Source organism: Leucobacter soli, from assembly GCF_042659205.1.
GTDB lineage: Bacteria > Actinomycetota > Actinomycetes > Actinomycetales > Microbacteriaceae > Leucobacter > Leucobacter soli.
On sequence record NZ_JBHSRW010000045.1, the window covers coordinates 1 to 14,992 of the forward strand.

The following is a 14,992-nucleotide window of genomic DNA, read 5'->3' on the forward strand; positions in this document are numbered from 1 at the left end:
GCCCGTCCGGCTGTGCGGGCGGGCGGAACGCGTGCCGGCGGCGACCGCCGCGGCTGCGCTAACTCGTCGCGGCGGCGACCGCCTTCTTGGAGATGCGGAACCGGGTCCGCAGGCGATCCACCAGCAGAGCGATGACGAGCAGTGCACCGAGCAGGATGTCCTGGATGTAGCTCTGCACCCGGATCAGATCCATGCCGTTGCTGAGCAGCACGATGAAGAGCGCACCCATGACCGCACCCGAGACACGACCCTCGCCGCCGGCGAGCGCGATGCCGCCGATGACCGCCGCGATGATCGACTGGAGCGGGTACTGCACCCCGATGTTCGCCTCGCCCGTGGAGACACGGGCCGTCAGCATCACGCCGACGAGCCCCGCGAGCACGCTGCCGAGCACCATCATGATGAGGATCGTGCGCCCGACGTTCACGCCCGATTGGAACGCCGCGCTCGGGTTGCCGCCCGCCGCATAGGCCTGGCGTCCGCGGCGGGTCCAGTTGAGCAGCACGTAGGCGAAGGCGATGACGATGATGAAGATGACCGTCGGGAACGGGATCCCCGCGACCGACGACGTGCCGAAGTACTTCGTGAACTCGCTCGGGAGGCCGGTGACGGGCACGCCGCCGGCGATGAGCAGGGCGACACCGGTCGTCGCCGACCCCATGCCGAGGGTCACCATGAACGAGGAGATCTTGTAGTACCCGATGAGCACGCCGTTGACGATGCCGACGACGAGCCCGAGGAGCACCGCGACCAGGACGCCCGCGCCCATCGCGGCGGCCGGGCTCGCGCCGCTGCCGGTCATCGAGACCATCACCGTCGCGCAGACGATCGACGACAGCGCGACCGTGCCTCCGTTCGACAGGTCGTAGTTCCCGGTGATGAGGTAGAACATCTGGCCGACGACGATGATGCCGAGGAAGCTCACCTGCCGCAGCACGTTGATGATGTTCTCGCCCGAGACGAATCGCGGCTCGGTGATCGCGAATGCGACGATGAGCACGACGAGCAGGATCGGGAGAATGCCGTAGTTCACGAACTGGCTGCGGAAGAAGCGGCTGAGCCCGCTCTCCTGCGCCACGGGCTCCGGCTTGCGGACCGCGCCCGTCCGTGGCTCCTGCGCCAGTTCATCGAGTTGATTGCTCATGAGGTGTGTTCCTTCATTTCCTGGAAGAAGTACGGGAGCATGGTGTCCTGGCTCAGCTCGTCGCCGGCGAACTCGCCGACGACGTATCCCTGAGCGATGACGTATGCGCGATGGACCAGCCCGATGATCTCGGGGAGGTCGGAGGAGATGACGAGCACCGCGGCGCCCGACTCCGCGAGCGCCTGCATGGCGCCGTAGATCTCTGCGCGGGCACCGACATCGACGCCTGCGGTCGGCTCGTCGAACACGTGGATCGCGTACTCTCGCGTGAAGCCGCGCGCGAGCACGATCTTCTGCTGGTTTCCGCCCGAGAACGTCCCCGGAAGGCTCTCCGGATGGTTGGGGCGCAGAGACATCCGCTTCAGGACGTCCTCTGCGGCGGCCCGCTCGGCCCGGCGGTCGATGAACCCGAAGCGGGTCCACGAGTCGAGCGCCGAGAGGGTGGCGTTCTCGAACGCCGCCATCGTCTGGATGAGTCCGTCTCGCTTGCGGTCCGAGGGGTAGTAGATGATCTCCTGCTTGATGCGCTGCTCGGGGGAACCCGCGGAGATCTCCGCCCCGTCGACGAGGATCTCGCCGGCCAGCAGCTCGGTGAGTCCGAATGCCGCGCGCCCGATGTCGCCCTTCCCCGACCCGACGAGGCCGGTGACTCCCACCACTTCTCCCCGACGCGCGGTGAGCGTCACGTCGACCAGCTGCGAGGTCGAGACGCGGTTGAGCTCGAGGCCGCCCTCGCGCGGGTCGTGGGGGATGTCGGGGAAGAGGGATTCGACCTTGCGCCCCACCATGAGGGTGACGAGCTCCTCATCGCTCACCTCGTCGATGTCGAGCGTGTCGATGAGCATCCCGTCGCGCATGACGGAGACGGTGTCGCCGATCTCGCGGATTTCCCCCATCCGGTGGGTGATGTAGATCACCGCGATGCCGTCCGCCTTCATCCGGCGCACGACGTCGAAGAGGCGGCTCGTCTCGTCCTCGGTGAGCGCGGCTGTCGGCTCATCGAGGATGAGGAGCTTCGCGGATCCCTGAAGGGCTCGCGCGATCTCGACGACCTGCTGGTCGGCGCGGCTCAGATCCCGAGCCGCACGGTCGAGGGAGAGCGTCGATCCGGCCTGCGCGAGCGCCTGCTCCGCCGCCTTCCGGTTCTGCGCCCGATTGAGGAACCCGCCGCTCAGGTTCTCCCGACCGAGGGTCAGGTTCTCGGCGACGGACAGGGTGCCGACCAGCGCCGGCTCCTGGAACACCGACGAGATGCCGAGCTCGCGGGCCCGCTGGGGGCTGACCAGGTCAGCCCCCAGCCCGTCGATCTCCACGGAGCCGGATGACGGCTGGTGCACTCCCGAGAGGATGTTGATGAGCGTCGACTTCCCTGCGCCGTTCTCGCCGAACAGCACATGCACCTTCCCCGGGAAGAAGTCGATGCTCACGTCGCGAAGAGCCGTGACCGCCTGGAAGTTCTTCGTGACGTTCTTCACCGACACGACGGGGGCGGTATCAGTGCGTCGATCCATGGGAATGCTCCTCGCTACTTCACCGAGAACGTCGGCTTGAAGCCGGCCGGCGGGAGGTTGAGCTCCTTCACCAGCGTGTCGAGGTTGTTCATCTCGTCGCCGGCGGCCGGGCCGCAGATCACGTTGGCGGCCATGCCGACGTGGTTGCCGCCGTTGAAGGGCTGCCCCTCGAGCACGCGAAGCGCCATGTCGACGGCGATGCGGCCGAGGATGAGGTCGTTGCCGGCGCTGGCGCAGGTCGCGCCGCCCGACTCGAGCAGCGAGTACACCTCGGGCGTGAAATAGTACGAGGCGGTCTGCACCTTGCCGGTCAGGCCGCGCTCGGTGAGCGGGCCGACCGCCGCATCGACCGTGGTCGCGCTGCCGATGATGTAGTTCATGTCGGGATGCGCGGACAGCGCGTTCTCGACGAGGCTGAGCTGAGCGTCCTTGCCGGTGTCGCCGTAGGAGACGCCGAGCACCTCGACGTTGCTGCCCTCGGTCTGCGCCTCGAAGCACGACATGAGCTGCTCGAGCGAGCCGACGCCGGCGGGGCCGGGGAACCAGACCGCCTTGATGGTCTCGCCGCTCTCGGCGAGGTGGCGACCCAGGTTGCCGCCGAGCGTGCAGTAGTCGAAGAGAGCCCGACCGTCGACATTCGCGGAGGTCACGCCGTTCACCGCGTCGATGACGGGAATACCCTTCGCGGCGATCTCGTCGATCGTGGCGTTGAGCGCCTCGTTCGAGACGGCGCTCACGACGACGGCGTCGGCACCGTTCGCGACGCAGTTCGACAGCTGGTCGAGCTGCGTGCCGATCTCGGTGTATCCGCCCGCCTCGTAGACCTGCAGGCCGACCTGGGCACGCTCGGCCTCTTCGACCAGATTGGCGTTGATGCCGAGCCAGTAGGGATCCTTCACGTGCGGCAGCACGGCGCAGAGATCCCAATCGCCTTCGATCTCATCCGGCGAGAGCGGGGTGTACACGCTCTGCGTGCGCTCGCCGTCGCAGCCGGGCTCGGCGCAGTCGATGATCTCGACCGGCACCGCCCAATCATCGGCGGTCACCGCGGCGATGAGTGCTTCGGAACTGTTCTGCGTGGGGTCGGCTGAAATACCGTTCGCCTCGGCGACAGCCGCCAGCGGAGCCGGCTGCTCGGCGCGTTCGGCGGCATCGGTCTCGGTGGTGCAACCGGCGAGCAGAAGTCCGACTGTCGCGGCGATGGCCGCGACAGTCAGGGGTCGACGTGTGGTGCGCATTCGTTTCTCCTTTGAACGAGCGTGAGCGGTGGTGCGCAGCGAGGACGTCCCTGGCTGCGCGGATGCGGAGGAGTCAGATCTCCTCGTACTTGAACTGGCTCGACTCCTCGCCGTCGGGGTTCGAGCCGTAAATGCCGAGCATGCGCGCGAAGACGGGTGCCTCGTACCGGCCGAGCTTTCCGGCAGGAACCGTGGCGGAGTCGCCCGCCTTCAAGACGACGGTCTCTCCGTCGACCGTGATGTGCAGCTCGCCCTCGAGCACGTAGTTGTACTCGGGGTGCGGATGGAAGTCCTCCCACGCCGCTCCCTCGAGCGACCACTCGGCCACGAGGAAGTCATCCCAACCCTCTTTCCTGACCGGGATGATGGCGTTGTTCCGCATCCGCGGCCAGTCCTCCCGGAACAGCGGGAGCTCCTTGCCGGGGTAGAAATCGATTCGACCGTCCTCGCGAGACATCCTCGTCCTCCTGTATCCATCCGGTGGCGCAGTTGCCACCTGAGAGACGGTAACAGGGACAGTCGTCTATGTCAACTGTCCAACTTATGGATCCTGGGCGCTGGCGCGCACAACGCAGGCCCCCGAGACCGTCGGGGGTCCGCATCGTACGAAACGGGACGACGGACGCTAGACCTTCGCACGCTCCCCGAGGACCGAGTCGATGAGCGTCGCGATCAGGAAGAAGTAGTTCTCCCGGTGAATCGGCAGCTCCGGCTGCAGGAGGAACTGCAGGCTGCACCCGTCGAAGACGGTGAGCAACCGCCGCACGAACCCCCGCGAATCGAAGTCCCGCCCCGGGGACTCGTTCTCGAGCGCAGCGGCGAAGATCTCGGAAAGCTCGTCCTCGTATCCGGTGTACACGAGCGAACGGAGGCCGCCGGAATCCTCGTTGCGCGCCGCCCACAGCACCAGCTCGATCTGCGCGAGCACATCATTGGGAGTGCGCTCGAGATCGGCCCAGTAGAGCTCAGCGAAGGAATGCACGGCCGCCCGGAATCCCGCACCCGTCGGGATGTTCGTCGTGTAGCTCACCATGTTCTCGAGCCACCGCACCACTGCGGCATGAATCAGCGCATCCTTGTTCTCGAAGCAGTAGTGCACGGTCGCGAGCGAGGCGTTCGCGCGTTGCGCGACATTGCGCAGTGTGATCGACTGCACCCCTTGCTCCTGCATGACGCTGATCGTCGCCGCGATGAGCTGCTCTCGCCGCTCGTCCAGCGACACCCTCGAACTCGCCATTCTTCTATTCCGTTCTCGTCACGGCACGCGCCACCGACGCGAGAAGCGGCGTCGGCACCCTCCCAGCCTACCCGCGGGCGGAGGCACACCGCTGTTCGCACAGCGCCGATATTCTCAATTTGGACAGTTGACTAAGTCATCTGTCTCAGACTAGCATCACTGGCGAACGACCACCTCGATGGTCGCACAACGCCAAACGGAGGAATCATGGCACAGCAGCATCCCGCCCTACTCATCGGCGGCGAGTGGGTCGCACCCATCGAGGGCGGAACACGGGAGATCGTGAACCCGGCGACCGGCGAGGTCATCGCCGTCGTCGCCGAGGGCTCGAGCGCCGACGTCGACCGGGCGGTCGAGGCGGCGACCGCGGCGTTCACGACCTGGGGAAAGACCACGCCTCGCGAGCGCGCGGAGAAGCTCGCCGAGTTCGCCGACCGCGTCGAGGCGCGCAAGGAAGAGCTGATCCAGCAGGAGGCGCTGAACGGGGGCAAGCCGCTGTTCGGCGCCCGCTGGGAGATCGAGGACTTCGTCATCGACGGTCTGAAGTACTTCTCGGGCGCAGCGCGCAACCTCGACGGCGTCGCATCCGCGGACTACCAGGAGGGCCGCACGAGCGTGCTGCGTCGGGAGCCTCTCGGAGTCGTGGCCGGCATCGTCCCGTGGAACTACCCGGCGGAGATCGCGGCCTGGAAGCTCGGCCCGGTGCTCGCCGCAGGGAACACGCTCGTGCTCAAGCCGTCCGAAGGGACGCCCCTGTCGGCGCTCATCCTCGCCGAAGTCGCGACCGAGGTCTTCCCCCCTGGTGTGGTGAATCTCGTACTCGGCGACGGTAAGGTCGGTGCCGCGATGTCGGAGCACCCGGGCATCGCGGCCATCTCGGTCACCGGTTCGGAGCGCACCGGAGTCGCCGTCGCCGAAAAGGCGGCGAAGAACCTGAAGCACGTCGATCTCGAACTCGGCGGCAATGCCCCGGTCGTCGTATTCCCCGACGCGGATCTCGGCCTGCTCGTCGAGACGCTGCGCATGGGCACCTTCTACAACGCCGGCCAGGACTGCACCGCGGCGACCCGTCTGCTCGTGCATGCGAGCGTCTACGACGAATTCATCTCCGCGGCGAAGACCATGACCGAGAGCGTCGTCTTCGGCGATCCGCTCGCCGAGGGGAACTCCGATGTGGAGATGGGCCCGCTCGCGTCCGAGGTGCAGCGGCAGCGCGTCGAAGGCTTCGTTCAGCGGGCGGTCGCCGGCGGTGCGCGCGTGATCACGGGCGGCGCGAAGGCCGACGGCCCGGGGTACTTCTTCCAGCCGACGATCATCGACAACGTCTCCCAGCACGACGAGATCGTGCAGGAGGAGGTCTTCGGTCCGCTCATGACCGTGCAGTCGTTCGAGACCGAGGACGAGGCGATCGCACTCGGTAACGATGTGCGCCAGGGGCTCTCGGCGTCAGTGTGGACGAAGGATCTCGGCATCGCGACCCGCGTGAGCGGCGCGCTGCACTTCGGCACGGTCTGGGTGAACGAGCACCTCCCCCTCGTGTCCGAGCTCCCCCACAGCGGCCACAAGATGTCGGGCTACGGCTCGAGCATGTCGAAGTACAACCTGGAGCAGTACACGAGCACGAAGCACGTGATGATCCGGCACGACATCTGAGCTGGACAGCAGTGCGCCTCGCGGATTCCCGGATCCGCGAGGCGCACTTCACGTTGGAGGCGAGGCGCGGCGTCTCGCGGGTCTCTCAGCTCGGCGGCGCGATGCTCGCGAGCCAATCGGCGAAATCGAGGGTTGCCGTCTCCGCTTCTCGGGTCCCTCGAAGGTCGCCTGAAGCGAGGCCCGCGCCGTAGCGGCCGGGGAGTCTCACTTCGAGCACTCGTCGCTTCTTGCCATTGCGGGCGAGCCACGCCCTGCCCAGGTCTGCGAGATTCTCGTCACGAGGACCGACGAAGTCGGGTGCTCGCCCTTTCGGATCCGAGGTCGCGATCGAGACGAGGCGTTCGGCCACATCGCTGGCGGCGACCGGTCGAATCAGCGCCTTCGGCAGCATCGCCACCGGCCCGCGAGCGTTCGCGAGCAACTGCCCTGCGAACTCGTGGAACTGCGCGGCGCGGGCGATAGTGAAGGGCACGCGGCCCGCCTCGATGACCTTCTCTTGAGCGAGCTTGCCCGCGTAATAGGAGGCGTCGATGTCGTCGATGCCGACGATCGAGAGTGCGACGTGGTGCTTCACGCCCGAGCGTTGTTCTGCTCGTAGGACGTTCGTGGTGCCTCGGGTGAAGAAGTCCCGGGCTTTCCTCGACGAGAGCGTCACGATCCCCGTGACATCGATCACCGCGTCGACTCCCTCGAGCGCCGAGTCGAGTCCCGCGCCCGTGACGACGTCGACGCCTGTGCTCCGCGAGAGCACGGCGACCTCATGCCCTGAGGCGGTCGCCGTCTCAGCGCAGTAGCGCCCGACGGTGCCGGTCCCGCCCGCGATCGCGATTCTCATGATGTTCCCTCCGATCTTGAGCCGCCGGTGTGCCGTTCGAGCCCGTCGAGGATCAGGTCGAGTCCGGCCTCGAACTCGGCGGTGAAGGAGTACTCGCCTGTGGCCATGAGTTCGGTCGCCATTCGCCTGAGGTGCGGTAGGCCGGCCATGTCGGGCACGAGCTGCTCGGCCATTTCGTTCTCGTGCCCTTCGCCCGGCGCGAAGGGCAGGTTGACCTCGGTGAGCACGAACCCGTAGATGTAGGCGTCGAGTATCGAGAAGGCGTGCGCGGCCATCCGCAGCGGGAATACGGTGAGCAACGAGCCCAGCACAGCGTCGTGGTGGCGCAGCAGTGCGTCCCCCGCATTGCTGCGCGATTCGATCATTCCGAGCCCCCACGGGTGTGAGCTCAGCACCGCGCGTAGCGAGTTCGCCCGCTTCGTCATCTCTACGCGCCAGCCGACGTCAGTCTTCGGCCGGTAGAACTGCGCCGCGACCCAATCGGCGAGACCGTCGAGCAACGCGTCCTTGTTCGTCACGTGGTGGTACAACGACATGGCCTCGACGTCGAGCTCTTTCGCCACCGTGCGCATGCTCACCGAGTCCAGTCCGCCCCGGTCGGCGACCCGGGCGGCAGCGGCGATGATTCGAGCCCTCGACAGCGGCATGGCCGGAGAAGCTCTACGGGTGCCTGTGCCATTCGTCCTTGCATCCATACACCCGTAAGACTACACTGATCAACGACGACTTACGAGCGTAAGGACGGGGAATGATGAAGACATCGATCGTGAAGCGGTACGGCGCACCGGAGATCGTCGAGGTCGTCGACCGTGCTCGCCCGGAGCCCGGAGCCGGCGAGGTGCTCGTGCGCATTGAAGCGGTCGCCGTGACCTCCGGCGACGCTCGGATTCGAGCAGGGCGCTTCCCCCGGGGCTTCGGGCTGCCGGCTCGCCTGGCGCTCGGAGTGCGCGGACCCCGGCAGCAGGTGCTCGGCACGGCGTTCTCCGGCGTCATCGAACGCGTCGGGGCGGCAGTCGACGGATTCGCAGTCGGTGATTCGATCGCCGGGATGAACGGGGCCCGCATGGGCGCGCATGCGCAGTATGCAGCAGTGCGGCCGAAATCGATGGCGCTGAAGCCCCCTTCGGTTCGTCACGTCGACGCTGCGGGTGCCGTGTTCGGCGGCGCGACCGCGCTGCATTTTCTTCGCGATCGCGTGCATCACGGGAGCAGGGTGCTGGTGAACGGGGCAAGCGGAGCGGTCGGCAGCAGCGCCGTGCAACTCGCGGCGCTCGCCGGCGCCGAGGTCACAGCCGTCGCGAGTCGGAACAATCACGACTTCGTCACCCGACTCGGCGCTCACGAGGCGATCGACTATGCGGCCACCCCGCTCGACGGCATCTCCGATAGGTTCGACGTGGTCTTCGACACTGTCGGCAATATCAACCGCAGGCTCGGGCTTCGCCTCGCAGGAGCGGCCGGCACGGTGATCCTCGCCGTTGCAGACCTCGCCGAGACGATTCGCTCGGGTGGGCGCGTGCTCGCTGGAAGCGCGGCGGAGCGCGCCGACGACATCGCCTGCCTCATGCGCTTGCTGGATGAGCGGAAGCTCGATCCCGTCACCGAGACCCTCGGCGGGTTGGATCGGCTCGTCGACGCGTACCGGATCGTCGATTCCGGGCGCAAGGTCGGCAACGTCGTGGTGCAACCGTGGATGTGACCTCTCGTGAGGCGCAGGAGTACAAGGAGCTCGACGTGCAGCGGCTGAGTGAATGCGCTGAAAGAATGAGGGCATGTCCTCACCCGCAGTGCAGCTCGCCAGGCTGCTCGAGCGGCCTGATTCTTCGGCGCGTCTCCAGGCGGCGATGACCGCCGGCACCGATCCCGACGATGCCTTTTTGGAGCCGCTGCTTAGGCGTTGCGCCGTCGAGCCGGACTTCTCCGTCCGAGAGATGCTGACGTGGGCGCTGACGCGGCTCTCTCACCAGAGCGTCCTCGACCGCGTGGTCGCAGAGCTGGATTCACCGGTCGATCAGGCCCGTTCGCAAGCGCTCCACACACTGTCGAAACTTCGGGACGAGCGCGCGTGGCCGGCGATCACGAGCGAGCATCTGCACGATGCGAATGACGAGGTCGCCCGCACGGCCTGGCGGACGGCAGTCGGCCTCATCCCCGACCCTGAACGCGGCGCACTCGCCGACGAGCTGAAGCTCGAGTTCGGGCGGGGCGACATCGACGTGCAGCGAAGCCTGGCGCGGGCGTTCGTCGAACTCGGCGACGTCGGCGAGAAGGCCGCACAGGCGTCGCTCCTCGCCGCCGACACGGCGGTGCGCATGCATGCGGCTGCGACTATTCGTCTTATCGACGATCCCGAGGCCACCTTCTACCTCGACCCCGGCGACGCCTGACCTCCGACACCGGTGCGGATGAACGCCCTGCACCGGGTGGCCGAAACGAGAAAGCGGGGCGAGGCTGCGGATCGGACTCGTGCCAATAAGTCAGCAAGCACTGTATAGTCAGCATATGCTGACTATTGTTTCTCGCGTGGACGTCATGTACCGGCTCGGCCGTGCGATGGCCGGCCCCACCCGCTCCCGCATCCTGCTCTCTCTGCTGGACGGGCCGGGGTATCCGGCGAAACTCGCCCGCGATCTCGACTTGACGCGCACGAACGTGTCGAACCATCTCGCCTGCTTGCGCGGGTGCGGCATCGTCGTCGCCGAGCCCGAGGGCAGGCAAACGCGATACGAGATCGCCGACCCGCACCTGGCCGCTGCGCTGACGGCGTTGGTGGAGGCGACCCTCGCTGTCGACGAGAACGAACCCTGCATCGACCCCGCTTGCAGAGTGCCCGGCTGCTGCGAACCGGAGCCCGCGCTGTGACGACGGAGGTGCTGAACCTAGCCCGAACGGGGGTGCTGCGGAGCCGGATCAGGATCGTCGTGACGATCACGATCATCTGGAACATCGTCGAAGCGATCGTGGCTCTTGCTGCCGGCGGTGCTGCGTCGTCCGCGGCGTTGATCGGGTTCGGACTGGACTCGATCGTGGAAGTCCTCTCCGCTGCCGCGGTGGCCTGGCAGTTCGCCGCCCCCGACCCCGAGCAGCGCGAGAAGATCGCGTTGCGGGTGATCGCGGTGTCGTTCTTCGGCCTCGCCTCCTACGTCTCGGTCGATGCGATATTGTCACTGTTCGGGCTGCGGGAGCCTGAGCACGCACCGGTCGGGATCGTGATGGCGGCCCTGAGCCTGGTAGTGATGCCGTTCCTGTCCTGGTTCGAGCGACGCACCGGCCGCGAGCTCGGCTCCGCCTCCGCGCTCGCCGATTCCAAGCAGACGCTGATCTGCAGCTACCTCTCCGCGGCGCTCCTGGTCGGGCTCGTACTCAACAGTCTGCTCGGGTGGGCCTGGGCGGATTCGGTCGCCGCGCTCGTCATCGCCGGATTCGCGATCCGCGAAGGCATCGAGGCCTGGCGCGGGGATGCATGTTGCGCCGCGCCCGTGGCTGCGCTCACCGGGGAACAGGACGCAGATCGCTGCGACGACGACTGCTGCCAGGTCACCTAGGCATTCTCTGGTTCTCTCCCCCGACGGTCACTCAGCCGGGGCTGCGCTCGCTCTTGGCCCTACTCGATGCCTTCAGACTGACGGCAGCCGACCCATCCGTGCCGATGCTCGATCATCTCGTGAGGGAGCGTCCACTCGTCGCACGAGTTGAACCCATGACGTTTCAGGCTGCCCGCCAGCAACGTGTCGTCGCCGCGGGTGCGCTGGTCGACCAGAGGTCGTGCGTCCGGCCGAGGCTCGTTGTCGTCACGTCCGACAATCGCTTTCCTCGCTACGGCAGAACGTAGTCACCGGTGGGCCCGGGATTCATCGCGATCTCCCACCGGAAGCCGTCGGGGTCGGAGAAGTAACCGGAATACCCTCCCCAGTCCCTGCGCACCGCGGGGTGTGTGTTCGCGCCGAGCGACGCCGCAAGTGAAAGCACACGATCGACCTCCTCCTCCGTTGCACAGTTGTGCGCGAGCGCGATCGGTGCGATACCGCGTACGGGCGCCTCACCGATCTCTGCAGTGAAGCCCTCAACGCTCCATAACGACAGCAAGAGATGCTCGCCGACCGGGAGCATGATGACATCGCCGTCCTCGAACATGGGCTCCCACTCGAGGCCGTCGACGTAGAACCTGCGACTCCGAGGGACATTCTCGACGGCGAGGGTGATGAAGCTGATGCGCTGGTCCATGGAACGACTCTAGCCGCGCACGCGCTTCCGCCACGTCGACGGTGCCCGGCGACCGCACGGCCCTCTGCCCGGCTACAAGTACGACCTGGTGATCAGCTCCAGGTAGTGACCCGAGGGGTCGAGCAGGTAGACGCCGCGGCCTCCGTGCTCGTGATTCATCGCACCCGGGCGTGAGCGTTGCGGGTCCGCCCAATGGTCGCGCCCGGCCTGAACGAGCTTCGCGTAGGCGCGGCCGAAGTGGGCGTCATCGAGCAGGTAGGCGTAATGCTGGGGCGGGAACTCGGTCGGCGGAGTCGCGAACTGCAACAGCACGCCGCCCCCGATCTGGACGTTCTGGAACGGCCCCCACGACGGGGCTTCGTCTGCCTCGAGAAGATCGAGATAGAACGAGGCCATCTCAGCGGGATCGAGGGAGGCGATGATGGTGTGATCGAAGTGCGCAGTCATGATTCTCCTGTTGTTCTGAATAAGCTCGGTCGCATTCAGAACTCAGGAGGAGCGCGGATCAGGGAACGACCAGGTCGCCGATCCTGGAGCGGCGCCAACGGGCCTGTCTGGTCATCATCCAGCCCAGAGTATCAAACGGGCGGTTCACGGGATTCACAGGAATGCGGGCACCCCGCCCCGTGTTCGGGGTAGGCATGGTCGTTTTCCCAAAGTATCCCCGAACTCGGGTCATCCTGCTCGTCTCCGTCATCGCCGTGCTCGCAGCGGTCGGCGGGATCGTCTGGGGTGTCGTGTCGTCGTCCCGCCCGAGCACCGGCGCTGCGGCGCCGCCTGCGGCCTTACCCGACAGTACGTCCATGGGCGTGGTGGAGTTGAACGTGCACGATCTTCCGAAGGTGCGTGCGTTCTACGAGAACGCCGTCGGCCTCGCGGTTCTGAGCGAGTCCGAGGGAGAGGCGGAGCTCGGGCTCGATTCGCCCCTGCTGCGCTTGGTCTCGGGATCCGACGGCGAGACCGGTTCGACGCTCAGCGAGGCGGGGCTGTACCACTCGGCGATCCTGTACCCGGACGAAGCCTCGCTCGCCCGAGTCCTCGTGAACATCGCGACCATCGCACCCGAGACGTTCCAAGGGTCGGCCGATCACGCGGTGAGTCAGGCCTTCTACTTCCTCGATCCCGAGGGCAACGGCCTCGAGCTGTACGTCGACCGGCCGCGCAGCGAGTGGGTATGGGAGGACGGCGAGGTGCAAATGGGTTCGGAACTCCTCGATCCTGCGGCCTTCATTCAGGAGCATCTGAACACCGAGTCCGACGATACGGGCTCAGCGAACATGGGCCACGTGCATCTGAAGGTCGGCGACCTCGATGAAGCGCGCGCCTTCTACTCCGAGGCGCTCGGCTTCGCCGTGACCGCTCAATCAGATGGGGCGCTGTTCTACGCCGCGGGCGGCTATCACCATCACCTCGCCACGAACACCTGGCAGAGCGACGGGGCGGGCGCCCGCGAGAATTCCACCGGGCTCGGAGCCCTCACGATCGCCGTTCCCGACGAAGAGGCCGTCGATCGGATTGCCGAACGACTCGAGGCGGCGGGTCACAGCTACGAGCGCTCTTCTACGGGACTTTCCACCGAGGATCCGTGGGGCAACTCGGTGAACATCTCTCTCTGAGGCAGAAGATCCCCTGCGATTGCAGGGGATCTTCGTTCGGGTCCCTGCGTAGAGAGTTCTCAAACCCCACTCCGAGACTATCGTCGTTGATTTCTCGCTGGAAACGTGGGGTGTACCGGGTATCGGAGCGGGTCGATGGCGCACCGATTCACGACGTTCGAGGGCCTGTCGTCAGGAGGATTGGGAAACCTCAAACCTTTCTCACTCCCGCTGAAGTTGATCGCCTGGTCGATGATTACCTCACTGGTTTCAGCGTCGGATACCTAGCTCAAAAGTATGGTGTGCACCGCGCGACAGTTTCGAAGCACCTTACCCGCAACAACGTCGTGCGCCGCCAGCACGGGCTCACGACCGAAGAGGCTGCAGAGGCATTGAAGCTGTATGGTAGCGGAATCTCGATGCGCGCGATCGCCCGCACGCTCGGTGTCGGCCGCAAGCAAGTGCGTGTGACACTGATGGCCGCAGGCTCACTGACGAGCCGATGATCTCGCGGGTTGTATCGAAGCAACTTCGAATGTCGGTACTGAGCCGTAGGATTGCGAACTAGGTGCCATTGAGAGAAATAGCTATGAGTTTTGATCCACCTATGCGAACCGAAAGACCGGGTACACCTGCCCCGGATAGAGAAAATCCCCGCAAGAGAAATCACTGGCCAATTGGCGCTTCATCGCCCCACTGGGACTCCTCATCACGCTCGCGGGCGGTGCTCTTCTCCTGTCCCAACACACACGCACCTGAACACGTAAGGACCACCGGAGTGAAAGAGGTCCGCTGAGGTGTTGAGCATTTTATTGTTCGAGTCGGATTTGGGCGATGACCTCACCGTACTCGGTCTCACCGATGGGTTCAAACCCGACAGCACGGAAGAATCGCTCCGGCCCGGCCTCCCCAGCTTCGTACATGACATTCACGTAGTCGAATCCTCGGCGATGAGCCTCGTCAAGTAGATGCTGTATCGCGAACCGTCCAATTCCTCGGGCTTGGTCATCGGCTTCAACATTGATCCGCCAAAGCACTGAACGGAACTCCTCGCGCACTGCTTCCGGGTCGAAGTTCGCGCTAATGAACGCGACCACTCGATCATCTTCGAGTACGACACGCTGCCAAAAGGTTCTGGGGTCGGCAACGGCGCTCGCGAGCCCGTAACTGACTGGGGCGAGGAACTCTTCTTGCCCTTCCTTGAGGAGCATCTGGTTAACTGCGAGGATCGTTGCGGGAGAAAGTTCCTCGATTCTCAGGTTCATCATTGTGCCTCCTGTTCAGGGTCATCCACAGGGACAGGTATCTGTTGGTCAATCCAATCAGCCTCATTCACAAGGGCTGGAGCGGTATCACGGTGCTCGAACGCTTCGACCGCGACACTTTGGTCTATCGGGGTGAGTTGATCTAACCGATCAGCTTCTGGCACTTCGCGTTTCTCTGTCATTTGTGGTCCCTCCTTTCGTTTCGTAAACGTTCTGAATTGGCCTGGTTCTTGTTCCGACCGGTTTTCCTGTCAGCTCGTCGGTGACAGAAGCGTCTCGGTCTCAGCGTA

Annotated in this window: 18 protein-coding genes; 7 read left to right on the plus strand and 11 right to left on the minus strand. The window is 65.6% G+C overall.

Going from position 1 to position 14,992, the window contains the following annotated elements:
* Positions 1-58: 58 nt before the first annotated feature.
* The 5 genes from ACFPZL_RS04860 to ACFPZL_RS04880 all read right to left on the minus strand — a co-directional run bounded on the left by ACFPZL_RS04860 (position 59) and on the right by ACFPZL_RS04880 (position 5,130).
* Complete coding sequence (locus ACFPZL_RS04860) at positions 59-1,144, minus strand: ABC transporter permease (protein WP_218114850.1); 1,086 nt, start codon at positions 1,142-1,144, stop codon at positions 59-61.
* On the minus strand, positions 1,141-2,655 hold the full coding sequence (locus tag ACFPZL_RS04865; RefSeq protein ID WP_218114851.1) for a sugar ABC transporter ATP-binding protein: 1,515 nt from the start codon (positions 2,653-2,655) through the stop codon (positions 1,141-1,143). The genes ACFPZL_RS04860 and ACFPZL_RS04865 overlap by 4 nt, the downstream gene beginning before the upstream one ends.
* A gap of 14 nt (positions 2,656-2,669) precedes the next feature.
* Positions 2,670-3,893: a TMAO reductase system periplasmic protein TorT gene (gene torT / locus ACFPZL_RS04870; protein ID WP_218114852.1), complete on the minus strand. Its 1,224-nt coding sequence runs from the start codon at positions 3,891-3,893 to the stop codon at positions 2,670-2,672.
* Positions 3,894-3,966: 73 nt separating this feature from the next.
* Positions 3,967-4,350, minus strand: a complete 384-nt coding sequence (locus ACFPZL_RS04875; protein WP_236022004.1) for a cupin domain-containing protein — start codon at positions 4,348-4,350, stop codon at positions 3,967-3,969.
* Between the two features lie 168 nt (positions 4,351-4,518).
* Entirely contained in the window at positions 4,519-5,130 is a 612-nt protein-coding gene (locus ACFPZL_RS04880; protein ID WP_218114853.1) for a TetR/AcrR family transcriptional regulator, read from the minus strand.
* Between the two features lie 207 nt (positions 5,131-5,337).
* Between ACFPZL_RS04880 and ACFPZL_RS04885 the strand changes: the two genes are divergently transcribed.
* A complete protein-coding gene (locus ACFPZL_RS04885) occupies positions 5,338-6,783 on the plus strand; it encodes an aldehyde dehydrogenase family protein (RefSeq protein ID WP_218114854.1) in 1,446 nt (481 codons plus the stop codon).
* A gap of 85 nt (positions 6,784-6,868) precedes the next feature.
* On the opposite strand, the gene ACFPZL_RS04890 is transcribed toward ACFPZL_RS04885, so the two are convergent.
* Both ACFPZL_RS04890 and ACFPZL_RS04895 read right to left on the minus strand, forming a co-directional pair.
* Positions 6,869-7,618 (minus strand): SDR family oxidoreductase, encoded by a 750-nt coding sequence (locus ACFPZL_RS04890; RefSeq protein WP_218114855.1) that lies wholly within the window; start codon positions 7,616-7,618, stop codon positions 6,869-6,871.
* Entirely contained in the window at positions 7,615-8,313 is a 699-nt protein-coding gene (locus ACFPZL_RS04895; protein ID WP_382332175.1) for a TetR/AcrR family transcriptional regulator C-terminal domain-containing protein, read from the minus strand. The genes ACFPZL_RS04890 and ACFPZL_RS04895 overlap by 4 nt, the downstream gene beginning before the upstream one ends.
* A gap of 56 nt (positions 8,314-8,369) precedes the next feature.
* On the opposite strand from ACFPZL_RS04895, the gene ACFPZL_RS04900 reads away from it, so the two are divergent.
* From ACFPZL_RS04900 to ACFPZL_RS04915, 4 genes are all read left to right on the plus strand, one after another.
* Positions 8,370-9,317 (plus strand): NAD(P)-dependent alcohol dehydrogenase, encoded by a 948-nt coding sequence (locus ACFPZL_RS04900; RefSeq protein ID WP_382334795.1) that lies wholly within the window; start codon positions 8,370-8,372, stop codon positions 9,315-9,317.
* A 73-nt stretch (positions 9,318-9,390) separates the two neighbouring features.
* Complete coding sequence (locus tag ACFPZL_RS04905; RefSeq protein ID WP_218114858.1) at positions 9,391-10,005, plus strand: HEAT repeat domain-containing protein; 615 nt, start codon at positions 9,391-9,393, stop codon at positions 10,003-10,005.
* A gap of 115 nt (positions 10,006-10,120) precedes the next feature.
* On the plus strand, positions 10,121-10,480 hold the full coding sequence (gene cmtR / locus ACFPZL_RS04910) for a Cd(II)/Pb(II)-sensing metalloregulatory transcriptional regulator CmtR (RefSeq protein ID WP_218114859.1): 360 nt from the start codon (positions 10,121-10,123) through the stop codon (positions 10,478-10,480).
* Positions 10,481-10,533: 53 nt separating this feature from the next.
* On the plus strand, positions 10,534-11,163 hold the full coding sequence (locus ACFPZL_RS04915) for a cation transporter (protein ID WP_382333014.1): 630 nt from the start codon (positions 10,534-10,536) through the stop codon (positions 11,161-11,163).
* 271 nt (positions 11,164-11,434) lie between these two features.
* Here ACFPZL_RS04915 and ACFPZL_RS04920 read toward each other — a convergent pair whose 3' ends face one another.
* Together ACFPZL_RS04920 and ACFPZL_RS04925 are read right to left on the minus strand one after the other, a co-directional pair.
* Positions 11,435-11,842, minus strand: coding sequence for a VOC family protein (locus ACFPZL_RS04920; RefSeq protein WP_218114860.1), 408 nt, complete (start codon positions 11,840-11,842; stop codon positions 11,435-11,437).
* A gap of 72 nt (positions 11,843-11,914) precedes the next feature.
* Positions 11,915-12,289 (minus strand): VOC family protein, encoded by a 375-nt coding sequence (locus ACFPZL_RS04925; RefSeq protein ID WP_218114861.1) that lies wholly within the window; start codon positions 12,287-12,289, stop codon positions 11,915-11,917.
* Positions 12,290-12,483: 194 nt separating this feature from the next.
* On the opposite strand from ACFPZL_RS04925, the gene ACFPZL_RS04930 reads away from it, so the two are divergent.
* Together ACFPZL_RS04930 and ACFPZL_RS04935 are read left to right on the plus strand one after the other, a co-directional pair.
* Positions 12,484-13,458, plus strand: coding sequence for a VOC family protein (locus ACFPZL_RS04930; RefSeq protein ID WP_218114862.1), 975 nt, complete (start codon positions 12,484-12,486; stop codon positions 13,456-13,458).
* An 86-nt stretch (positions 13,459-13,544) separates the two neighbouring features.
* The gene (locus ACFPZL_RS04935; RefSeq protein WP_236022005.1) at positions 13,545-13,943 is read left to right on the plus strand and encodes a helix-turn-helix domain-containing protein; all 399 of its coding nucleotides are present in this window, start codon (positions 13,545-13,547) and stop codon (positions 13,941-13,943) included.
* Between the two features lie 303 nt (positions 13,944-14,246).
* Here the strand turns inward: ACFPZL_RS04935 and ACFPZL_RS04940 are convergent, their stop codons facing one another.
* Both ACFPZL_RS04940 and ACFPZL_RS04945 read right to left on the minus strand, forming a co-directional pair.
* Positions 14,247-14,705: a GNAT family N-acetyltransferase gene (locus tag ACFPZL_RS04940; protein ID WP_187555414.1), complete on the minus strand. Its 459-nt coding sequence runs from the start codon at positions 14,703-14,705 to the stop codon at positions 14,247-14,249.
* The gene (locus ACFPZL_RS04945) at positions 14,702-14,884 is read right to left on the minus strand and encodes a hypothetical protein (RefSeq protein WP_218114863.1); all 183 of its coding nucleotides are present in this window, start codon (positions 14,882-14,884) and stop codon (positions 14,702-14,704) included. Before ACFPZL_RS04945 ends, ACFPZL_RS04940 begins: the two co-directional genes overlap by 4 nt.
* Positions 14,885-14,992 lie beyond the last annotated feature (108 nt).